Raw genomic sequence first — 19,911 nt, forward strand, 5'->3', positions numbered from 1 at the left:
AAGAAAGCGAGAGAGGCATCATTTGGGCATTTCCGACATTGCGGACGGGATCACGCGCGGGATCGAAGGCATCGGCCATTCGGTCTCCGAGGCGCTGTTCGAACCGGTGATCCGGCTCGGCGTGACGGGGCTGTCGCGCGCGGGCAAGACGGTGTTCATCACGTCGCTGGTGGCGAACCTGCTCGACCGGGGGCGGATGCCCGCGCTCGGGGCGGCCTCGGATATCACGGCGGCCTACCTTCAGCCCCAGCCCGACGATACCGTGCCGCGCTTCGACTACGAAAGCCATCTCGCAGCCCTCACCGGCCCCTCCCCGCGTTGGCCCGAGGGGACACGCGCGGTGTCGGAATTGCGGCTTTCTTTCCGCATCCAGCCGCGCGGTATCCTGGGCGCGGTTCGCGGCCCTCGCGTCGTGCATCTCGATATCGTGGATTATCCCGGTGAATGGCTGCTCGATCTGGGACTGATGGACAAGAGCTATGCCGAGTGGTCGGCAGAGGTTCTGGCCCGACTGCCGAACCGCCCACAAGGCGCCGGCTATCTGGCGCAGGCCGGGGCGGCGGATGGTGCGGCAGAGTTCAACGAACCGCAGGCGAAGGCGCTCGCCGCCGGTTTCACCGACTATCTGGTCGAGGCACGGAAGGCAGGGTTTTCCGACTGCACCCCGGGCCGCTTCCTGCTGCCCGGAGAGATGGCGGGATCGCCCGCCCTGACCTTCGCGCCGCTGCCCGCGGGCGAGGCCCCGCGCGGCTCGCTGCGGCGCGAGATGGAACGCCGCTACGACGCCTATAAGCGCGAGGTGGTCAAACCCTTCTTCCGCGACCACTTCGCCAAGATCGACCGGCAAGTGGTGCTGGTGGATGTGCTCGGCGCGATCCATGCGGGGCCCGCAGCCCTCGACGATCTGCGCCAGTCGATGGCGGATATTCTCGCGGCCTTCCGTCCCGGTCGCGCCGGGTGGCTGACCTCGCTTCTGGGCGGCAAACGGGTCGAGAAGATCCTCTTCGCCGCGACCAAGGCCGACCATCTGCACCACACGCAACACGCCCGCCTGACCGCGATCACCGGGGCGCTTCTGCGCGAGGCCAAGGACCGCGCCGATTTTGCGGGCGCCAAGACGCTGGCCCTTTCCGTCGCCGCACTGCGCACCACGACCGAGGAAGTCATCACCCATGACGGGGCCGAGTTGCAGGCCGTGCGAGGCAGGTTGGAGGGCGGCAAATCCGTGGCCCTCTATCCCGGTGAATTGCCCGCCGATCCGGCGCAGCTTCTCTCGCCCGCAGCCCAAGGGGCCGAGGCCTGGCTCGACGAGGATTATGCGATCATGAATTTCGCCCCCGCCCCGGTGATCCTCAAACCCGGCGAAGGCCCGCCACATATCCGGCTCGACCGCGCGGCAGATTTCCTGATCGGGGACAAGCTATGAAAAAACCGGTGATGATCGAAATCGAGGAGGCGCCCTCCCCCGCCGAGGCTGCGCCGATCGAGGACATGCCCGCCGCGACCGAAGAGCGCCTCGAAGGCCGCGCGATGCAGATCGCGACCCGGCTTGGCGCGCGCCGCGCCTCTCCCATCGTGCGCTTCTTCTGGCGCGCGACGGTGGCGCTGGTGGGCTTCCTGATCTCGGTCGCGCTCTGGCGCTTCATCGACGGGCTGTTCGCCACCCACCCGATCCTCGGCTGGATCGGCACCGGGCTTGTCGCGGCCTTCGCGCTCGGCGCGCTTCTGATCGCCGCGCGCGAAATCGCCGCCTTCTCGCGACTTGCGCGGCTCGACAAGGTCCACAAGGAAGTCTCCGAGGCGCTGAGCACGGATGACCTGAGCCGCGCGCGCAAGGTCGTCACTCATGTCTCCGGCCTCTACGCCGCGCGCCCCGAGATGGACTGGGCGCGCAAACGGCTGGCCGAGCGAACCGACGAAGTGCTCGACACCGATACCCTGATGGGGCTAGCCGAGGCCGAACTGATGGCGCCGCTCGACGCCGCCGCCCGGCTGGAGATCGAGGCAGCCGCACGCACCGTCGCGACTGTCACCGCCATCGTCCCGCTGGCGCTCGCCGACGTCTTCACTGCTCTGACCGCGAACCTGCGGATGATCCGGCGCATCGCGGAAATCTATGGCGGGCGCGCGGGTTCGCTCGGTTCGATCCGGCTCGCACGGACCGTGATGACACACCTCGTCGCAACCGGCGCGGTCGCCGCGGGCGACGACCTGATCGAAACCGTCACCGGCGGTCATCTCGTCTCGAAACTCTCGCGCCGCTTCGGCGAGGGCGTCATCAACGGCGCCCTCACAGCCCGCGTCGGCATCGCCGCCCTCGAAGTGTGCCGCCCGATGCCTTTCCGCAAGCTGCAAAAGCCGCGCGTGACGAACCTGATCGGCCGGTCGCTTACCGGCGTCTTCGGCAAGAAAGACGACTGACAAGTTCATCTTGCACCAAATACCTCGGGGGGAGCTGGCGCAGCCAGCGGGGGCGGAGCCCCCTTGCCTCATTTCAGCTTCGGAATGCCGCCCGCAAAGGTTTCACGCTCGACTACGCCCTGACGCAGACTCCTGCCGATCCGATGGGCGAGAGCCGACCATCCCTCGGCCTGCGCCGGGTCCAGTTCCGCGCGCAAGACCTTGTCGAACTCCGCCAGCCAGGCCGAGAACATGCCCGGGCGCACATTGCCCGCCGCACGATGCACCTGCATGGGCGAGCCATCGTAACCCGGCTTGCGCAGGATCGCGTTCTTCCAGAATCGCGCGACCTTCGCCTCGTGCGCGGGCCAATCGTCGACATGCACGGCGAAGACCGGTCCAAGCATCGAATGCGCGCGCACCCGTTCGTAGAACCGGGCGACGACCCGGTCGATCTCCTCCTCCGATACCTCGAAACGGGCCAGCGGGTCAGCCATCGCCGAACAGGTCCGTTTGCGGGGTGGCGGGCTTCGGCGCCTCCAGCCCCAGATGCCGCCACGCCCGCGCGCCAAGCATCCGCCCACGCGGGGTGCGGCTGATCAGGCCTTGCTGCAGCAGGTAGGGCTCGATCACCTCCTCGATCGCGTCGCGGCTTTCCGACAGCGCCGCCGAGAGCGTCTCCACCCCCACCGGGCCACCGCCGTAATGCTCCGCCATCAGCATCATGTAGCGCCGGTCCGCCCCGTCGAGGCCGAGATTATCGACGCCAAGCCGCGTCAGCGCCCTGTCGGCGATGGCGCGCGTCAGCCGCCCATCGCCTTCGACCAGCGCGAAATCGACGACCCGGCGCAGGAGCCGTCCGGCGATGCGCGGGGTGCCGCGGGCGCGCTTGGCGATCTCGCGGGTGCCTTCGGGATCGGAGGGCAGCCCGAGAAGCCGCGCGCCGCGTGTCACGATCAGATCCAGCTCATCCTCGGTGTAGAATTGCAGACGGGTCGGGATGCCGAACCGGTCGCGCAGCGGCGTGGTCAGCAGGCCAAGCCGGGTGGTCGCGCCGACCAGCGTGAAGGGCTGCAACTCGATCCGCACGGTGCGCGCGGCCGGCCCTTCGCCGATCACGAGGTCCAGCTCGAAATCCTCCATCGCCGGGTAGAGCACTTCTTCGACCGCCGGGTTCAGGCGGTGGATCTCGTCGATGAAGAGCACATCGCGCGCTTCGAGATTGGTCAGGATCGCGGCCAGATCGCCCGCTTTCGCAAGCACCGGCCCCGAGGTCATCTTGAAATTCACGCCCAGCTCGCGCGCCATGATCTGCGCCAGCGTCGTCTTGCCCAAGCCCGGTGGCCCGTGAAACAGCGTGTGATCCATCGCCTGAGACCGCATCTTCGCGCTCTCGATGAAGACGCGGAGATTGGCGCGCGCCTCGGCCTGACCCACGAATTCCTCGAGCGCCTGCGGGCGCAGGGCGCGGTCGGCATCTTCGGGCAGGCGGTCGGGCCGCAGCGTGGGATCGGGTTCGCTCATCGTCATTTACTGTCGCGCCTTTGGCGGGGCTGGGCAAGCGGGGCTCTGCCCCGCACCCCGGGATATTTGGACCAATTCGAAGGCATCAGTCTTTCGGGGCAAGGAGCCGCAAGGCAGCGCGGATCAATTTCGCGGTGTCGGTGACATCCGGGTCATCGCTGGCCCGCGCGACCGCGCCCGCCGCATCGGAAGGGCTATAGCCGAGATTGGTCAGCGCCGAGATCGCCTCGGCGGTGAAATTGACCTTGGGCTGCGCAGTGGGGGAGGGTTTCTTCGCCGGTCTTTTCACCGGCGCATCCTCGATCACCTCGGGGGCGGCATCGACGGTCAGCTCCGCGCCCATCGCCATCACCGTCGGAGCTTTCTCTTTCAGTTCCATCACCACGCGCTGCGCGAGTTTCGGGCCGACGCCGGGGGCGGATTTCACCGCCGACCAGTCCCCCAGCGCAATCGCGCGGCCCAGACCTTCGGCGCCGAGCGTCCCGAGGATCGCAAGCGAGGCTTTCGCGCCGATCCCCTGCACCGAGGTCAGAAGCCGGTGCCATTCCTTCTCCAGCAGCGTCGGGAAGCCGAAGAGCTGCAGCAGATCCTCGCGCACCAGAAGATCGGTATAGAGCGCGCAGGCCTCGCCCACGGGCGGCAGCGATTGCGCGGTGCGCTGGCTGACATGGACGATATAGCCCACGCCGCGCACGTCGATCATGACGTGATCGAGCGCGCGGTGGATAATGACCCCTGCGATGCGGCCGATCATGCGCGCCTCCGTTGGGTTGCACCCAGAGCCGCCCGCGACAGCTGCGCTGCCCCCATCCGGGCCGCCGATTGCAGGTGGAAGGCGTGGCAGATCGCGATGGCCAGCGCATCGGCGGCGTCCGGTCCCTCGAACTGCACCCCGGGAAGCTGGTGTCGCACCATGTGTTGCACCTGGACCTTGTCGGCATGACCGACGCCGACGACAGTCTTCTTGATCGCGTTGGGGGCGTATTCGCCGACCTCCAGCCCCGCCTGCGCGGGTGCCAGAAGCGCGATGCCGCGCGCCTGACCGAGCTTCAGCGTGGCCACCGCATCCTTGTTGACGAAGGTCTGCTCCACCGCCGCGGCTTCAGGCGCATGGGTGGCGATCACCGCCACCAGCCCCTCGTGCAATACCAGCAGACGCTTTGCCAGATCCTTGCCTTCGGAATGGAGAATTCCGTTCGCGACATGGCGTAGCCGCGAGCCTTCCATCTCGATCACGCCCCAACCAAGGTTGCGCAATCCCGGATCGATCCCGATCACCCGCATCCAGCCCGTGCCCCGTTTCGTTTTCGTTGCGCCACGATTAGCACGAAAAGGGAACATCGGCCAGAGGAATGCACGGGACCCCTGATCGTCACATGCGAATCCTGCATGGCGGGGCTGCCGAAACGGCGATTGTTTTCACAAACCACCCACCTTATTTGCGCATCAGAACATGAAATGACCGAAACTTGAGCAGTTTTTGAACGAAGGAACCTCCCCATGTCCTCGATCGATATCCACGCCCGTATGTCGCGCAATGCGCGCCCGGGCTTCTTCTCCTCGGTGATCGCCGCGCTCCATGATTGGAACGATGCTCGCGTGACCCGCAAGGCGCTGTCGAAACTTTCCGACCGCGCTCTCGAAGATATCGGCCTGACCCGGTTCGACGTCGCGCGCATGCGCTGAACCGCCGTCTGGTGATGCGAAAAGGGCTGCGCCGGCAACGGCGCGGCCCTTTTTCATGCCACGATGAAGAAATTCAATGCAAGAGCGGCCCGATAACCCCGGCAATAGCCTGCGTTGCCGCATCTGCATGCATCACCCAAGCGCCGATCCGCTCGAAGATCGAGCCATCCGCGAGGCTGGCCACACGAGCGTTGTAATCCTGCTGGCCGATCTCTGCCAGCATCAGCCCCTTGAAGAGCAGCGCTCCGGCAAGCACCAGAGCGACCCCGCGCAGCGGAAGAGCGCGGCGGGCCTTGGGGCGAACGGAATCGAAATAGCTACGCCCGAGCGAGCCACTGGCCTCGAAGGCGCCGCCGGCTTGATGGATCTGGTCGATCCGGTGCAGGCGTTTTTCAAACTCGTTGAACTGAGGATCGCGCATCGCTGTTCTCACTGACACATAAAGCCCGACCAACCGGAGCCTACGAGAACAGGGTAAACCGAATCTTACCTCAATCTGAGCAAATTTGTGGCAGATTATCCGCACTGCATCACCAATGTCGTCCATTCGCCAAACTCCTTCCGCGAATAGAGAACAAAGCCCTGCGCCTCATAGGCGGCGATCACCTCATCGGCCTGCTCGTTGAGCAAACCGCTCAGGATGACGAAGCCCGATTCGGCACAATGACGGACCATGTCGGGAGCAAGCGCCACGAGCGGACCCTTCAGGATGTTGGCGAAAATCAGGTCATAGGGCGCGGCCTGTTCGAGGCGCTCATGGTTGAACCCCGCTGCCTCGAGACAGATCACGCGGCCTTCGAGACCGTTCAGCGCGACATTGGCCGCCGCAGTCTCGACCGCGACGGGATCGATATCGGAGGCCAGAACCGGATCGGGCCAAAGCTTTGCGGCCGCCATCGCCAGCACCGCCGTGCCGCAACCGATATCCGCGACCTTGTGGAAAGCATGGCCTTCGGCGGCGAGCTGATCGAGCGCGCTCAGGCAGCCCGAGGTCGTCCCGTGATGGCCGGTCCCGAAGGCCATCGCCGCGTCGATGCGCAGCGCCACCGCATCGGCGGGCACCTTGTCCGCATCGTGGCTGCCATAGAGGAAGAACCGCCCCGCCTGCACCGGAGCCAGCTCGCGCCGGACATGGGCCACCCAATCGGTCTCGGGCAGTTCCGAGACCGCAAAGGGCTGCGCGTCATGCGCTATCGCCAGCAGATCGAGCGCCACTCCGTCAGGCGCCTCGAGAAAATATCCCGAGACCTCGTAGCGCCCCGACCCGTCCTCGATCTCGAAAACGCCGGTTCCATAGGGACCGGGCTCGAGATCCTCGAGCCGCAGCGACAGCGCCTCGGCCGCATCGCGATCGGCCAGCGTGGTGAAGGCGGTGAAGGTGGTCATGTCGGCTCCTCGATTGGGTTGCGCCGGGATTAGGCGCGCGGGGGCGAGGCGTCAAGCGCGGGAGGGACTGCGCGTTGCGGCGGCACGCCCTCCGCTTGCGCGGTCCGGGCGTCCGGCGGGTGTCCGCTCACTGGAAGGCCCCGGCTCCCGCCCTCCCGGAATTTCGAGCAAGGAGACCGGATCAGGCCTTGAGCCCGATCGGGCAGCTCACGCCAGTCCCGCCGATCCCGCAATAGCCCTCGGGGTTCTTGGCCAGGTATTGCTGGTGATAGTCCTCGGCGTAGTAGAAGGGCGGGGCGTCGATGATCTCGGTGGTGATCGCGCCATAGCCAGCCTGCGAAAGACGCTCGGCATAGGTCGCGCGCGAGGCCTCGGCGGCTTCGGCCTGCGCGGGGCTGTAGGTGTAGATGCCCGAGCGATATTGCGTGCCGCGATCATTGCCCTGGCGCATCCCCTGCGTGGGGTCATGGTTCTCCCAGAACACCCGCAGCAGGTCGTCATAGCTGACCTTGGCGGGATCATAGATCACACGCACCACCTCGTTATGGCCGGTCATGCCGGTGCAGACCTCGCGATAGGTGGGGTTGGGCGTGGGACCACCCGCATAGCCGACCATGCTCAGCCAGACGCCATCGGTGTTCCAGAAGATCCGCTCGACACCCCAGAAACATCCCATGCCGAACATCGCCTCTTCCATACCCTCCGGCACGGGCGCGCGCAGGTCGCGGCCCCAGAGGAAATGGGGCTCTGCCAGAGGCATCGCCTCGGGGCGGCCCGGAAGCGCCTCGGATTTCGACGGGATGGTGGCAGGTTTTCCAAACAGCATGGCGGATCTCCCTATTCGCGCCCCTCTGAAATAGGCCGGGTGCGGGGGAATTTCCAGTTCACGCAGGTACCGGCCCAAGCCCCTGAAGCACCGTCTCGTAGCCCTTCGAGGGGTGGCGCGGCACCAGAAGCGCGAGCCCGAGCGAGACCACGGCCATCCCGGCCGCCAGCCCGAATACCGCACCGGGCGAGACCATCCACAGATAGCCCAGCGTCGCGGGCAGGAACACGGCGGCGATATGGTTGATCGTGAAGGCCACGGCCGCGGTCGGCGCGATATCCTGCGGATCGCAGATCTTCTGGAAATAGGTCTTCTGCGCGAAGGCGAGCGCGAACAACAGATGGTCGATCACGTAAAGCGCAGCGGCCAGCCACAGCCCCCAGCCGAACCAGTAGATCCCGCCATATGCGAGGAAGAGCAGCGTCAGGCCGGTATATTCGAAGACCAGCGCACGGCGCTCGCCGAAGCGTCCGACGAAGCGCCCCATCGCAGGAGCGGCGGCCATGTTGACCGCGAAATTGATCAGGAACAGGGCCGAGATCTCATCGACCCGCAGACCGAACCGCTCGACCATCATGAAGGCCGCGAAGACCACGAAGATCTGCCGCCGCGCCCCCGCCATGAAGGTGATCGCGTAATAGAGCCAGTAGCGCTTACGCAGCACGAATTTCTTCGATTGCGGCTCGCGGGTGTGGAATTGCGGATAGATCAGCGCCGCGGCTCCGATCATCACCATCGTCGTCAGCCCCGCAGCCGCGTAGACGAATTCGTAGCTGAGGTTGAAGGTCTTCCAGGTCAGCACCAGCAGCGCGTAGGCCGCCAGCGACGCGCCCGAGCCGATCGCCACGATCCGGCCCAGCGTCTGCGGCGCCTCCGACTTGTCGATCCATTGCAGCTGGAGCGACTGATTCACCGCCTGGAAATAGTGAAACCCGATCGAGGAGAGCAGCGTCACGATGATCAGTCCGGCGAAGCTCGGGAAAAGCGCGGTCACCGCCGTTGCCGCGCCCAGCAGCAGCAGTGACAGGATTGCCAATGTCTGCTCGCGCATCACCCAGAGTACCACGATCACCCCGATCGCAAGGAACCCCGGCACTTCGCGGAAGCTCTGCAGCCAGCCGATATCGACCCCGTCGAAATTCACCACGTCGATGACGAAGTTGTTCAAGAGCGCCGACCAGGTGGCAAACGAGATCGGCATCGCCGCCGCCATGACGTAAAGAAGGGCCTCGGGCCTGCGCCAGCGCGGCAGGGTGTGGGCCTCGTCGAGATGAACGTCACGCAGTTTGATCATGCAGACCTTAGACGCGATGCCTGACGTTCGGGCAAGGATACAAAGGTGCATTCTGATACAGATCAATGTGCATTGGTGCAAAATCTGGCATCAGCCCGGATGCGAACGGGAGGATTGTCATGGACATCATCGAGCTTGTCGAACGGATTGGCGAGGGGCCCACGGCGGCGCTCTTCGGACTGATCACCGGCCTCATTTTCGGCGTTGCCGCCCAGCGCTCGAACTTTTGCCTGCGCGCAGCGACGGTGGAATTCGCCCGCGGCAAGCTCGGCGGCAAGGTCGCGGTCTGGTTCCTGACATTCTCGACAGCGCTCGTCTGGGTTCAATCGGCGCAGCTTCTGGGTCTGTTCCGTCAGGCCGACAGCCGGGTGATGTCGGTGCCGGGTTCGTGGTCGGGCGCGATCGTCGGCGGGCTTCTCTTCGGCGTGGGCATGGTGCTTTCGCGCGGCTGTTCGGGCCGCCTGCTGGTTCTGGCCGCCACGGGCAACCTGCGCTCCGTCGTCTCGGGGCTGATCTTTGCCGTGACCGCCACGATGAGCCTCAAGGGCATCCTCGCGCCCGTGCGCGACAAGCTCGCGGGCCTTTGGATCACCGGGGCGGAGAACGTGAATATCCTCTCCGCACTGCACCTGCCCGACTGGACGGGGCTTGCCGTGGGCATCGTATTCGCCGTGGCGGGCATGTATCTCGCCGCGCGCAACCAGATCGGCGTGAAGACCTGGATCTTCGCTTCGGGCGTCGGCTTTTCCGTGGCCGTTGGCTGGGTTCTGACCTTCACCCTCAGCCAGGTCGCCTTCGAGCCGGTCCCGGTCAACTCGGTCACCTTCTCCGGCCCCTCGGCCAACACGCTTCTGTTCTTCCTTGATCGCGGCGCCGTGCTGGAGTTTGACGTGGGCCTCGTGCCGGGCGTGGTTCTCGGCGCCTTCCTCAGCTCGCTCGCCGCGCGCCAGTTCGCCTGGCAGGCGTTCGATTCCGTGCCGGTGATGCGGCGCTCGATGATCGGCGCTGTCCTGATGGGCTTCGGCGCAATGCTCGCGGGCGGTTGCGCGATCGGCAACGGCGTCACGGGCACCTCGGTTCTCGCGGGCACGGCATGGCTGGCGCTCTTCTGCATGTGGATCGGCGCGATGCTCACCGATTTCCTGCTCGACCAACGGTCCATGGCGCCTGCCGAGGCCTGCTGAAACTTTTTTTCGTGGCTGCGGGATTATTCCCGCGCCCGTCGCGTCATTGCTATCGGGTCCGACGGAAACGGGCCTGATACGCATCACCGACAAGGAGCCACGAGATGACCTTCCGTTCCCTGACCCTACCGCTGGCAATGGCGCTGTGCCTTCCCGCCGCGCTGGCCGCTGCCGCCCCGACGATGACCGCCGCAAGCGGCAAGGGCGAGATCCTGACCGATGACGCCGGGATGACCCTCTATGTCTTCGACAAGGACGCCAATGGCCGCTCGGCCTGCAATGGCGAGTGCGCCACCAAATGGCCGCCACTGGCCGCCTCGGCAGACGACAAGCCTACCGGCGACTACGCGATCATCGCCCGTGATGATGGCACGCTGCAATGGAGCTACAAGGGCAAACCGCTCTATGCGTGGTTCAAAGACGCGAAACCGGGCGATCTGACGGGCGATGGCGTCAATGGTGTATGGCACCTCGCGCGGCCCTGACGCGAGGACACCATGCCGGTTCTGGACGAGATCGAAGCCGAAATCCCCGCTCTGCGTCGATATGCGCGTGCGTTGCTGCGCGATGCCGACGCGGCTGACGATCTCGTCCAGGATTGCCTGGAGCGCGCGGTGGCCCGGCGCCGCGACTGGCGCGGCGAAGGCCCGCTGCGCGCCTGGCTGTTCCGGATCCTGCTCAACCGGCTGCGCGACCTGCAACGCTGCGCACCCCGCCCCGGTCATCTGGTTCCGGTCGACGATCTCTACCCCGAGCCAGGCCAGCCCGCCGCGCAAGAAGATCACATGGCCTTAAGCGAGGTGCGCGCCGCAATGGCGCGCCTGCCCGAGGATCAGCGCCGCGCGCTCCTGCTCGTGGCGCTCGAAGGGTTCAGCTTCGACGAAGCGGCGCTGGCGCTCGAGATTCCGAAGGGCACATTGATGTCGCGCCTCGCGCGCGCGCGCGAGACATTGCGCGAGATGACCGGGCGCACAGCAAAGACGAAAGGCATCCAGAGATGAACGACGAAGAGCTTCTCGCCTATCACGCAGGCGCGCTGGATGCGGCGGCGTGTGCGCGCGTCGAAGCCCGGCTGGCAGGCGACCCCGAGGCCCGCGCCCGGCTCGCCGATTGGGCAGCCCAGGATGCGGCCCTTGCGCAAGCCTTCGGCGATCCGGCCTCGGAGCCCGTGCCCGAACGGCTCCGCGCGGTGATTGGCGAGGCGCGCAATTCTCCCGCGCCGCCCCCCGCGTGGACCTTCGGTCTCTCCAGAATCGCTGCCGCCGTCGCCCTGCTGGCACTCGGCGCCACGGGCGGCTGGCTCGCGCATGGCCCCACCACGCCGCAGCCCGGCACATCGCTCGCGCAGGCCGCGACCACGGCCTATCGCACCTATGTCACCGAAGTCGTCCACCCGGTCGAGGTCCCCGCAAGCGACGCGGCGCATCTTACCTCCTGGGTCTCGAAACGGCTCGGCCATCCGATCCACGCCCCCGATTTCGCCACGCTGGGCTTCCGGCTGATGGGCGGGCGCGTCCTGCCCGGCGAGCCCGGCACGGCCGCGCAATTCATGTATGAAAACGACCTCGGCCAGCGCATCACCCTCTACGTCACACAACGCGCGCAAGGAGAGGACGACACCGCCTTCCGCTTTTTCGATCAGGGTCGCGAGAGCGGTTTCTGGTGGGTCGATGGCCCCTTCGGCTATGCGCTCGTCGGCGACATCAGCCGGGACGCGCTGCGCAAGATCGCCACCGCCGCCTATGAGCAGCTGATCTAGAGGAAACTCTGCGGGTCGATATCCACCGCGAGCCGCGCATTGGGTGGCAGCTTAAGCCCCTTCAGCCAGCCCTTGAGCGCCGCCTGCAACGGCGCGCCCTTTTCGGCCTTCACCAGCATCCGCACCCGATGCCGCCCGCGCACCCGCGCAATCGGCGCGGGCGCGGGGCCGAAGACCTGCGCCCCGATCCGGCGCAGCGCCGCGTCGTTGCGCGCAAGATGATTGCCGATCTCGAAAAGCGGCTGAAGATCCGGCCCCGACAGGATGATCCCGGCCATCCGCCCGTAAGGCGGCACGCCTTGCGCCTGACGCGCGGCGGCCTCCTGCGCCCAGAACGCTTCCTCGTCACCGCCGAGAATCGCGCGGATCACCGGGTGCTCGGGCTGATAGGTCTGCAAAAGCGCCACGCCCTTTTCCTCGGCCCGCCCCGCACGACCCGCCACCTGCCGCATCAGCTGGAAAGTCTTCTCCGCCGCGCGCAGGTCCGAGCCCTGCAACCCCAGATCGGCATCGATCACGCCCACAAGGGTCAGGCGCGGAAAGTTGTGCCCCTTCGCCACGATCTGCGTGCCGATGATGATATCGGCCTCCCCCTCGGCGATCTCGGCGATCTTCTCCTTCAGCGCGCGCGCCGAGCCGAAGAGATCCGAGGACAGTACCGCCACCCGCGCATCGGGGAAGCGCTCGGCGACCTCTTCGGCCAGCCGTTCGACCCCCGGCCCGACCGGCGCCAGTTTCCCCTCCACCTCGCAGCTCGGGCATTTGGTCGGGATCGGCTTCGTCTCGCCGCATTGATGGCAGACGAGGCGCTTGAGGAACCGGTGCTCCACCATCCGCGCATCGCAATGATCGCAGCCGATCTGATGCCCGCAGGCCCGGCAGATCGTGACCGGCGCATAGCCGCGACGGTTGAGAAACAGCATCGCCTGCTGGCCGAGCGCTATCCGCGAAACGACCTCTTTCACCAGCGTCGGCCCGATCCAATGCGCGCTCTCGATCGCCTCGTCGCGCATGTCGATCGCCGCCATCTCGGGTAGCTCCGCCGTGCCGAACCGCGCGCCGAGATCGAGCCGTTTGTATTTCCCGCCCTCAGCATTGGCCCAGGTCTCGAGGCTCGGCGTCGCCGAGGCCAGCACCACCTGCGCCGAACAGCCCGAAGCGCGCAGCACCGCCATGTCGCGCGCGTTGTACAGAACGCCCTCCTCCTGCTTGTAGGAACTGTCATGTTCCTCATCGACAACGATCAGCCCCAGATCGCGGAAGGGCAGGAACAGCGCCGAACGTGCGCCCACCACCAGCTGCACCTCGCCCGCCCCGCAGGCCTTCCACAGCCTGCGCCGCTCGGATTGGGTCACCCCGGAATGCCACTCTCCGGGCAACGCGCCGAACCGCGCCTCGACCCGCGAGAGGAACTCCGAACTCAGCGCGATCTCGGGCAAAAGCACGAGCGCCTGCCGCCCCTTGCGCAGACACTCCGCGACCGCTTCCAGATAGACCTCGGTCTTGCCCGAGCCCGTCACCCCTTTCAGGAGCGTCGTCGAATAGCCCCCGCAGCCCGCGCGCAGGGCTTCCGCCGCCGCGGCCTGCGCCTCGGACAACTCCTTGCCGGGCAGATCCGGATCGAGCCGCGGAAAGGGCAGATCGCGGGGAACCTCGGCCTCGACCAGCGCGCCGGTCTTCACCAGCCCCTTCACCACCTGCGTCGTCACCCCGGCCAGATGCGCCAGCTCGCCCAGATGAAACCCCGCCCCGCCATGCTCCTGCAAAACGTCCAGAACCCGCGCCCGCGCATCGGTCATCCGCGCCGGCTCCTGATCCCCGAGTCGGTAGATCTTGCGCATCCCCGGCGGGTCGCCCAGCCCCGGCGCGCGTGTCGCCAGCCGCAAGACCTGCGGCAAGGGCGTCATCGTGTACTCGCCCATCCGCACCAGAAACTCGCGCAGCTCGCCACGCATCGGCGCCACGTCGAAGACCCGCGAGACCGAGCGCAGCTTGGCGGCATCAAAGCCCCCCTCGCCCGGCCCCCAGACCACGCCCAGAACCTTGCGCGGGCCCAGCGGCACCTCGACGAAGGCACCCTCGCGACAGCCGCCCTCGGGTGCGCGGTAATCCAGCGGCCGTCCGATCGGCTCGGCCGTCAGAACCGCGACGCGGCTTCCTTGTGCGAACCAGCCCGGTTCAGACATCGCCTTGCCTTCCAACTGCGCTAAATATCCCGGGGTGAGGCTGCAGGCCGAGGGGCAGAGCCCCTTTTCGGGCCTGCCGGAAACGGCAGGCAATCGACCCTTTCGCGCGGGCAGCATTTGCGCTAACAGGCTCGCGATTGCCGCCAAGGAGTGCCGCCATGAAATTCTTCGTCGATACCGCTGACACCGCCGCGATCCGCGAGCTCAACGATCTGGGCATGGTCGATGGCGTGACCACCAACCCGTCGCTGATCCTGAAATCGGGTCGTGACATTCTCGAAGTGACCAAGGAGATCTGCGAGATGGTCTCGGGTCCGGTCTCGGCCGAGGTCGTCGCGACCGAAGCCAAGGACATGATCGAAGAAGGTCTGAAACTCGCCAAGATCGCCCCCAATATCGCGATCAAGGTTCCGCTGACCTGGGATGGCCTGACCGCCTGCAAGGCTTTCGCATCCGAAGGCCATATGGTCAATGTCACGCTCTGCTTCTCGGCAGCGCAGGCGATCCTCGCCGCGAAGGCGGGCGCGACCTTCATTTCGCCCTTCATCGGCCGTCTCGACGACATCAACCTTGACGGGATGCAGCTGATCGAAGACATCCGCACGATCTACGACAATTATGAGTTCTCGACGCAGATCCTCGCCGCCTCGATCCGCTCGGTCAACCACATCACCGATGCGGGCCGCATCGGCGCCGACGTGATCACCGCGCCGCCCGCCGTGATCAAGGCGATGGCCAACCACCCGCTGACCGACAAGGGTCTCGACCAGTTCCTGAAGGACTGGGCGGCGACGGGGCAGAAGATCCTCTGATCCCGCGACACGCGATGACAGGTATGAAGGCCCGCCCCCGGCGGGCCTTTTTCGTCCCGAACCGGGGATTTTTTCGACTGCACCGGCGCACTCTTCGTGTATGCTTTGAGAAAATGACAACCGATCCGAGCGACGAGACAGGCATGACCGAGACGGCCCTCGTGGAGCAACTCCGCGACAAGATCATTTCCGACCCCGATGTGATTCTCGAAGACCGCGACCTGATGCGCGCGCTGATCGCCGCTAACGAGTCGGCGATGGGCAGCAATATCGTCGACCTGCGCGGCGCGGCCATGGCCCGACTCGAGGCCCGGCTCGACCGGCTCGAAGATACCCATCGCTCGGTGATCGCGGCAGCCTATGAAAATCTCGCCGGTACGAACCAGATCCACCGCGCCGTTCTCAAGATGCTCGACCCACATGAGTTTGAGGGCTTCCTGAAGAACCTCTCGACCGAGGTGGCCGAGATCCTGCGCGTCGATGCGGTGCGTCTTGTGCTGGAGAGCCACCAGAACGAGGACGATCCGGCACTGCGCGTGCTTGGCGAGGTTCTTTGCGTCGCCGAACCGGGCTTCATCCACGAATACATGCGCGGCGGGCGCGGAGGACAACCGCGCGGCGTCGTGCTGCGCCAGACCGTGCCCGGGTCCGAGGCGATCTATGGCGAGGCGGCGGACTGGGTGCGCTCCGAGGCGCTGATGCAGCTTGACCTCGGACCGGGGCGGCTGCCGGGAATGCTCGTGATGGGGGCCGAAGACCCGCATCAGTTCAAACCCTCGCAGGGCACCGATCTTCTGGCCTTCTTCGCTGGCGTATTCGAACGCACGATGCGCCGCTGGCTCGAGTGATGGCGGCGCCCTCGGAGGGGTTGCAGGCGGCGCTGGCCGAATGGCTCACGCATCTGCGCGGGCTGCGCGACGCCTCCGATCATACCCTCACCGCCTATCAGCGCGATGTCGCGGGGTTCCTGGGGTTCCTGCAAAACCATCACGGCGAGAGCTTGGGAACGGCGCGGATCGCCTCGCTCGGCCCGTCGGAGATGCGCGCCTGGATGGCGCATGAACGCACGCGCGGCCTTTCGGCGCGCTCGCTGGCCCGGGCGCTCTCCTCGGTGAAAAGTTTCATCCGATGGCTCGCCGATCGCGACGGGTTCGACGCCAGCCACATCCTCTCGGCGCGCAGCCCGAAATATCAACGCAAACTGCCCCGCCCGCTCAGCGAGACGGCCGCGGTGGATATGATCGATCAGGTCGACACCCAGGCGATGGAGCCCTGGATCGCGGCGCGCGATGCCGCCGTGCTTACGCTGCTCTACGGCTGCGGCTTGCGGATCTCGGAGGCGCTCGGGCTGACCGGCGAGGCCCATCCCCTGCCAGAAGTGATGCGCATTCGCGGCAAGGGCGACAAGGAGCGGCTCGTGCCGGTCGTGCCTGCCGCGCGCGAGGCGGTGGCGGAATATGTGCGCCTCTGCCCCTACCCGTGCGAGTCGGGCGCGCCGCTCTTTTACGGCGCGCGAGGGAAGGCGCTCAATCCGCGCATGATCTCGAAGGCGATGGAGCGGGCGCGGATGTCGCTCGGCCTGCCCTCGACCGCCACCCCCCATGCGATGCGCCACAGCTTCGCGACCCATCTTCTGGCCGCCGGAGGCGACCTGCGCGCGATCCAGGAATTGCTGGGCCATGCGAGCCTCGGCACGACCCAGATCTACACCGCCGTCGATGCCGCCCGGCTGATGGAGATCTATGACCGGGCCCATCCGCGCGCCTGAAGGCGACGCTTGCCCCAACGTCGCGAATGCGGCATCAGGGGCGGATGGATATCCGCATAAAAGCACTTTTCGTTCACCTGCTGACCGCCACCGGCGCGGTGCTCTCGATGCTGGCACTTCTGGCTGCAGCCGAAGGCCAATGGAGCATGATGTTCCTCTGGCTTGTCGTAGCTTTCTTCGTTGACGGAATCGATGGCCCGTTGGCGCGTCGCTATGACGTGAAGGCGAATGCTCCGGTCTATGACGGTGTGCTGATGGATCTGATCGTGGACTATCTGACCTATGTCTTCATTCCGGCCTTCGCGCTTTTCAAATCGGGCTTGCTGCCGGGCTGGTCGGGCTGGCTCGCGATCATCGCCATCACCTATACGAGCGTCGTCTATTTTTCCGACACGCGCATGAAGATGAAGGACAATTCCTTCTCGGGATTCCCCGGATGCTGGAACATGCTGGTGCTTGTGCTCTTCGCGCTCAAGCCGGGCTATTGGACAAGCCTGATCGTCGTGCTCGCGCTGGCTGTGGCGATGTTCCTGCCGCTGAAATTCATCCATCCCGTGCGCACACAGCGCTGGCGCGGCCTGTCGCTGCCGATTGCGCTTTTGTGGACCTTCTTCGCGGGCTGGGCCGCGTGGGTCGATTTCGATCCGGCAAGCTGGGCGCATTGGGGACTTATCGTGACCTCGCTCTACCTGCTCTTTGTGGGCATCGCACAGCAGATCCTCCCGGAGCGCGCATAAGCCCGCCGAGCGTGCTTTCCTCACCGGATCCGGGTCACCCGGAACGACAAGACAGGAGGTTTCCGATGCGCCGGCTTTTCGCTTCGCTGATCGTCGTCCTGACCGCGCAGGCAGCGACGGCCGATCCCGCCTATCTCGACAATCGCTCGACTCCGGCCGATCTTGTCCGGTCCCTCTACAACGCGATCGCCCTGCACCAATACGCCCGGGCCTGGAGCTATTTCGCCCATCACGAGCCGAGCGAAGACTATGGCGTTTTCGCAGCAGGCTATGCCGAGACGGCAGATGTGTCGGTCGAGATCGGCCCTGTGACCTCAGAAGGGGCTGCCGGCTCGATCTACTCCCGCGTTCCGGTGAGCGTGGCCTCAAAGCAGACCGATGGCAGCAACCGGCTTTATGGAGGTTGCTATATCCTGCGTCAGATCCAGCCGGCAATTCAGGAGCCGCCCTTCACACCGCTGCAAATCGTCAACGGCCATCTGGTGCTGCGGGGACCGGGCGAACAGGCGATGCCGCGCGCCTGCGACGATCAGGGAAATCCGCAGTTCTGAACCCTCAGAGCCGCGTCAGCACAATGCCCACCACGATCAGCACCGCCGCGATCGCCTTGCTTGCGCGCATCTTCTCGCCGAAGACCAGCCAACCGATCAGCACCGCGAAGAGGATCGAGGTCTCGCGAAGCGTCGCGACCAGCGCGATCGGCGCGCGCGTCATCGCCCAGATCGAGATCGCGTAGGCCCCGTAGGAAGCCACTGCCCCCAGCGCCGCGATCTCCCATTCGCGCCCGCTCGCCCGCAGCATCGCCGGGCCACGCCGCGCGACCATCACCGCCGCGAAGAGCAACCCGCCCAGCACCATCAGCCAACCGACATAGCCCACCGGCTCGCCCGAGACCCGCGCGCCGATGCCGTCGACCAGCGTGTAGGTGGCCGTGGCGAGTGCCGAGCCCATCGCATAAGGCAGCAAGCGACGGCTCTCGCCATCGGTGAAGACCCCGCGCGCCATCAGCGCGATCCCAATGCCCAGCACCGCGATGCCCGCATATTCGATGCCCGAGATAGCATCGATCGCGAGGGCTGCGCTGACGATCGCGACCATCATCGGCGCGGAGCCGCGCGCGATCGGGTAGACCCGGCTCAGATCGCCCTGCTCATAGGCATGGGCGAGGAAGAACTTGTAACCGAAATGGACAATGCCCGCGCCGAGGATCCACCAGACCGCTTCGAGACGCGGCATCGGCTGCGACAGCGCCACGACGAGCCCGACCGCCGCCTCCATCAGCGAGAGCATCACCATGGCGCGGATCTTCGAGCCGCCCAACCGGATCAGCGCGTTCCAGAGTGCGTGCAGGAAGGCCGCCCCCAGCACCGCGAGCATGATCGAAAGGCTCATCCTGACCCGTCCCGCGATCCCCGATCCGCCATCGGTAGCCGCGCTCACCCAAGCTGGCAAGACGGGTTCTAGTGCGACAGGGGATTGCGAAAGCGGCGGGGCTCGGGATATGGGCGATCCATGCCCAGATACGCGTTCAAGATCGAATATGATGGAGGTCCCTTCGCCGGCTGGCAGAGGCAGGCCGATCAGCCCTCGGTGCAAGGTGCGATCGAGGCGGCGCTGTCGCGCCTCGAACCCGGCGACCATACGATCGCAGCGGCGGGCCGGACCGATGCGGGCGTGCATGCGACGGCGCAGGTCGCCCATGTCGATCTCGAAAAGGACTGGGACCCGTTCCGCCTGTCAGAGGCGCTCAACTATCATCTGCGCCCTGACCCGGTCGCGATCCTCGCCTGCGCGCGTGTGGCCGAGGATTTTCACGCCCGATTTTCAGCGCAGGAACGGCGCTACCTCTTCCGGCTGGTGCAGCGTCGCGCGCCGATGACCCATGATCGCGGGCTGGTCTGGCGGGTGCAGAATGCGCTCGATATCAAGGCGATGCGAGAGGGGGCAGCCCATCTGATCGGACATCACGACTTCACCACTTTCCGCTCGAGCATGTGCCAGTCGAACTCCCCGGTGAAGACCCTCGACGAGATCTCGATCGAAGAGATGATGATCCCGCATGGGCGTGAATACCGTTTTCATCTGCGCGCGCGGAGTTTTCTGCACAATCAAGTCCGCTCGATCGTCGGCACGCTCGAGCGCGTCGGCGCAGGCGCCTGGCCGCCCGGGCGGGTCGGAACCGCGCTCGCCGCACGCGACCGCGCCGCCTGCGGCCCGGTCTGTCCTCCGCAGGGGCTCTATCTCAGCGGGGTCGGCTACCCCGAGGACCCGTTCATTGGGCCGGCCACGCCCTGAGCTAATGACCTCATCGACGCCCCGTGGAACAATCTGATCGGGCTCTGAGATAGC

23 protein-coding genes are annotated in these 19,911 nt (G+C 66.1%); 13 read left to right on the plus strand and 10 right to left on the minus strand.

The genetic code is table 11. The annotated features are described in order from the left end of the window. Positions 1 to 22: 22 nt before the first annotated feature. A complete protein-coding gene (locus BMG00_RS06995) occupies positions 23 to 1,426 on the plus strand; it encodes a YcjX family GTP-binding protein (RefSeq protein WP_078573749.1) in 1,404 nt (467 codons plus the stop codon). Further along, positions 1,423 to 2,421 carry a YcjF family protein gene (locus BMG00_RS07000; protein ID WP_146642571.1) on the plus strand — a complete coding sequence of 333 codons (999 nt, stop codon included), beginning with the start codon at positions 1,423 to 1,425 and terminating at the stop codon, positions 2,419 to 2,421. The genes BMG00_RS06995 and BMG00_RS07000 overlap by 4 nt, the downstream gene beginning before the upstream one ends. 68 nt (positions 2,422 to 2,489) lie before the next feature. On the opposite strand, the gene BMG00_RS07005 is transcribed toward BMG00_RS07000, so the two are convergent. The 4 genes from BMG00_RS07005 to ruvC all read right to left on the minus strand — a co-directional run bounded on the left by BMG00_RS07005 (position 2,490) and on the right by ruvC (position 5,208). Then, the gene (locus BMG00_RS07005; RefSeq protein WP_078525808.1) at positions 2,490 to 2,897 is read right to left on the minus strand and encodes a group III truncated hemoglobin; all 408 of its coding nucleotides are present in this window, start codon (positions 2,895 to 2,897) and stop codon (positions 2,490 to 2,492) included. Continuing rightward, positions 2,890 to 3,924, minus strand: a complete 1,035-nt coding sequence (ruvB, locus tag BMG00_RS07010) for a Holliday junction branch migration DNA helicase RuvB (RefSeq protein ID WP_078527190.1) — start codon at positions 3,922 to 3,924, stop codon at positions 2,890 to 2,892. Before ruvB ends, BMG00_RS07005 begins: the two co-directional genes overlap by 8 nt. Positions 3,925 to 4,009: 85 nt before the next feature. After that, complete coding sequence (gene ruvA, locus BMG00_RS07015; protein WP_078525810.1) at positions 4,010 to 4,678, minus strand: Holliday junction branch migration protein RuvA; 669 nt, start codon at positions 4,676 to 4,678, stop codon at positions 4,010 to 4,012. Further along, the gene (gene ruvC, locus BMG00_RS07020) at positions 4,675 to 5,208 is read right to left on the minus strand and encodes a crossover junction endodeoxyribonuclease RuvC (protein ID WP_078573750.1); all 534 of its coding nucleotides are present in this window, start codon (positions 5,206 to 5,208) and stop codon (positions 4,675 to 4,677) included. Before ruvC ends, ruvA begins: the two co-directional genes overlap by 4 nt. Before the next feature lie 216 nt (positions 5,209 to 5,424). Between ruvC and BMG00_RS07025 the strand changes: the two genes are divergently transcribed. Further along, entirely contained in the window at positions 5,425 to 5,610 is a 186-nt protein-coding gene (locus tag BMG00_RS07025; RefSeq protein WP_078525814.1) for a DUF1127 domain-containing protein, read from the plus strand. A 73-nt stretch (positions 5,611 to 5,683) separates the two neighbouring features. Here BMG00_RS07025 and BMG00_RS07030 read toward each other — a convergent pair whose 3' ends face one another. From BMG00_RS07030 to BMG00_RS07045, 4 genes are all read right to left on the minus strand, one after another. Continuing rightward, positions 5,684 to 6,031: a hypothetical protein gene (locus BMG00_RS07030; RefSeq protein ID WP_078573751.1), complete on the minus strand. Its 348-nt coding sequence runs from the start codon at positions 6,029 to 6,031 to the stop codon at positions 5,684 to 5,686. A gap of 95 nt (positions 6,032 to 6,126) precedes the next feature. Further along, the gene (locus BMG00_RS07035) at positions 6,127 to 6,996 is read right to left on the minus strand and encodes a 50S ribosomal protein L11 methyltransferase (protein WP_078573752.1); all 870 of its coding nucleotides are present in this window, start codon (positions 6,994 to 6,996) and stop codon (positions 6,127 to 6,129) included. Positions 6,997 to 7,177: 181 nt separating this feature from the next. After that, positions 7,178 to 7,822, minus strand: coding sequence for a peptide-methionine (S)-S-oxide reductase MsrA (gene msrA / locus BMG00_RS07040; protein ID WP_078573753.1), 645 nt, complete (start codon positions 7,820 to 7,822; stop codon positions 7,178 to 7,180). Positions 7,823 to 7,880: 58 nt separating this feature from the next. Beyond that, on the minus strand, positions 7,881 to 9,116 hold the full coding sequence (locus BMG00_RS07045) for an MFS transporter (protein ID WP_038076785.1): 1,236 nt from the start codon (positions 9,114 to 9,116) through the stop codon (positions 7,881 to 7,883). Positions 9,117 to 9,235: 119 nt separating this feature from the next. Here BMG00_RS07045 and BMG00_RS07050 point away from each other — a divergent pair, with 119 nt between their 5' ends. The 4 genes from BMG00_RS07050 to BMG00_RS07065 all read left to right on the plus strand — a co-directional run bounded on the left by BMG00_RS07050 (position 9,236) and on the right by BMG00_RS07065 (position 12,059). After that, a complete protein-coding gene (locus tag BMG00_RS07050; protein ID WP_078573754.1) occupies positions 9,236 to 10,300 on the plus strand; it encodes a YeeE/YedE family protein in 1,065 nt (354 codons plus the stop codon). Between the two features lie 104 nt (positions 10,301 to 10,404). Further along, positions 10,405 to 10,785, plus strand: a complete 381-nt coding sequence (locus BMG00_RS07055; RefSeq protein ID WP_078573755.1) for a COG4315 family predicted lipoprotein — start codon at positions 10,405 to 10,407, stop codon at positions 10,783 to 10,785. 12 nt (positions 10,786 to 10,797) lie between these two features. Then, complete coding sequence (locus BMG00_RS07060; RefSeq protein WP_078573756.1) at positions 10,798 to 11,301, plus strand: sigma-70 family RNA polymerase sigma factor; 504 nt, start codon at positions 10,798 to 10,800, stop codon at positions 11,299 to 11,301. Then, positions 11,298 to 12,059 (plus strand): anti-sigma factor family protein, encoded by a 762-nt coding sequence (locus tag BMG00_RS07065; protein WP_078573757.1) that lies wholly within the window; start codon positions 11,298 to 11,300, stop codon positions 12,057 to 12,059. The genes BMG00_RS07060 and BMG00_RS07065 overlap by 4 nt, the downstream gene beginning before the upstream one ends. Here the strand turns inward: BMG00_RS07065 and BMG00_RS07070 are convergent. Then, complete coding sequence (locus BMG00_RS07070; RefSeq protein WP_078573758.1) at positions 12,056 to 14,245, minus strand: primosomal protein N'; 2,190 nt, start codon at positions 14,243 to 14,245, stop codon at positions 12,056 to 12,058. The genes BMG00_RS07065 and BMG00_RS07070 overlap by 4 nt on opposite strands. A 158-nt stretch (positions 14,246 to 14,403) precedes the next feature. On the opposite strand from BMG00_RS07070, the gene fsa reads away from it, so the two are divergent. From fsa to BMG00_RS07095, 5 genes are all read left to right on the plus strand, one after another. After that, positions 14,404 to 15,057: a fructose-6-phosphate aldolase gene (gene fsa / locus BMG00_RS07075; RefSeq protein ID WP_078525846.1), complete on the plus strand. Its 654-nt coding sequence runs from the start codon at positions 14,404 to 14,406 to the stop codon at positions 15,055 to 15,057. A gap of 143 nt (positions 15,058 to 15,200) precedes the next feature. After that, positions 15,201 to 15,905 (plus strand): DUF484 family protein, encoded by a 705-nt coding sequence (locus BMG00_RS07080; RefSeq protein WP_078525848.1) that lies wholly within the window; start codon positions 15,201 to 15,203, stop codon positions 15,903 to 15,905. Continuing rightward, the gene (locus BMG00_RS07085; RefSeq protein ID WP_078573759.1) at positions 15,905 to 16,825 is read left to right on the plus strand and encodes a tyrosine recombinase XerC; all 921 of its coding nucleotides are present in this window, start codon (positions 15,905 to 15,907) and stop codon (positions 16,823 to 16,825) included. The genes BMG00_RS07080 and BMG00_RS07085 overlap by 1 nt, the downstream gene beginning before the upstream one ends. Before the next feature lie 44 nt (positions 16,826 to 16,869). After that, on the plus strand, positions 16,870 to 17,562 hold the full coding sequence (locus BMG00_RS07090; RefSeq protein WP_078574268.1) for a CDP-alcohol phosphatidyltransferase family protein: 693 nt from the start codon (positions 16,870 to 16,872) through the stop codon (positions 17,560 to 17,562). A 65-nt stretch (positions 17,563 to 17,627) separates the two neighbouring features. After that, complete coding sequence (locus BMG00_RS07095) at positions 17,628 to 18,113, plus strand: hypothetical protein (RefSeq protein WP_078573760.1); 486 nt, start codon at positions 17,628 to 17,630, stop codon at positions 18,111 to 18,113. Positions 18,114 to 18,117: 4 nt separating this feature from the next. Here BMG00_RS07095 and BMG00_RS07100 read toward each other — a convergent pair whose 3' ends face one another. Next, complete coding sequence (locus BMG00_RS07100; RefSeq protein ID WP_078573761.1) at positions 18,118 to 18,954, minus strand: DMT family transporter; 837 nt, start codon at positions 18,952 to 18,954, stop codon at positions 18,118 to 18,120. 120 nt (positions 18,955 to 19,074) lie between these two features. Between BMG00_RS07100 and truA the strand changes: the two genes are divergently transcribed. Next, the gene (truA, locus tag BMG00_RS07105) at positions 19,075 to 19,857 is read left to right on the plus strand and encodes a tRNA pseudouridine(38-40) synthase TruA (protein ID WP_078573762.1); all 783 of its coding nucleotides are present in this window, start codon (positions 19,075 to 19,077) and stop codon (positions 19,855 to 19,857) included. Positions 19,858 to 19,911: the final 54 nt, after the last annotated feature.

It is taken from the genome of Thioclava marina (assembly GCF_002020135.1).
In the GTDB taxonomy this organism is placed as follows: domain Bacteria; phylum Pseudomonadota; class Alphaproteobacteria; order Rhodobacterales; family Rhodobacteraceae; genus Thioclava; species Thioclava marina.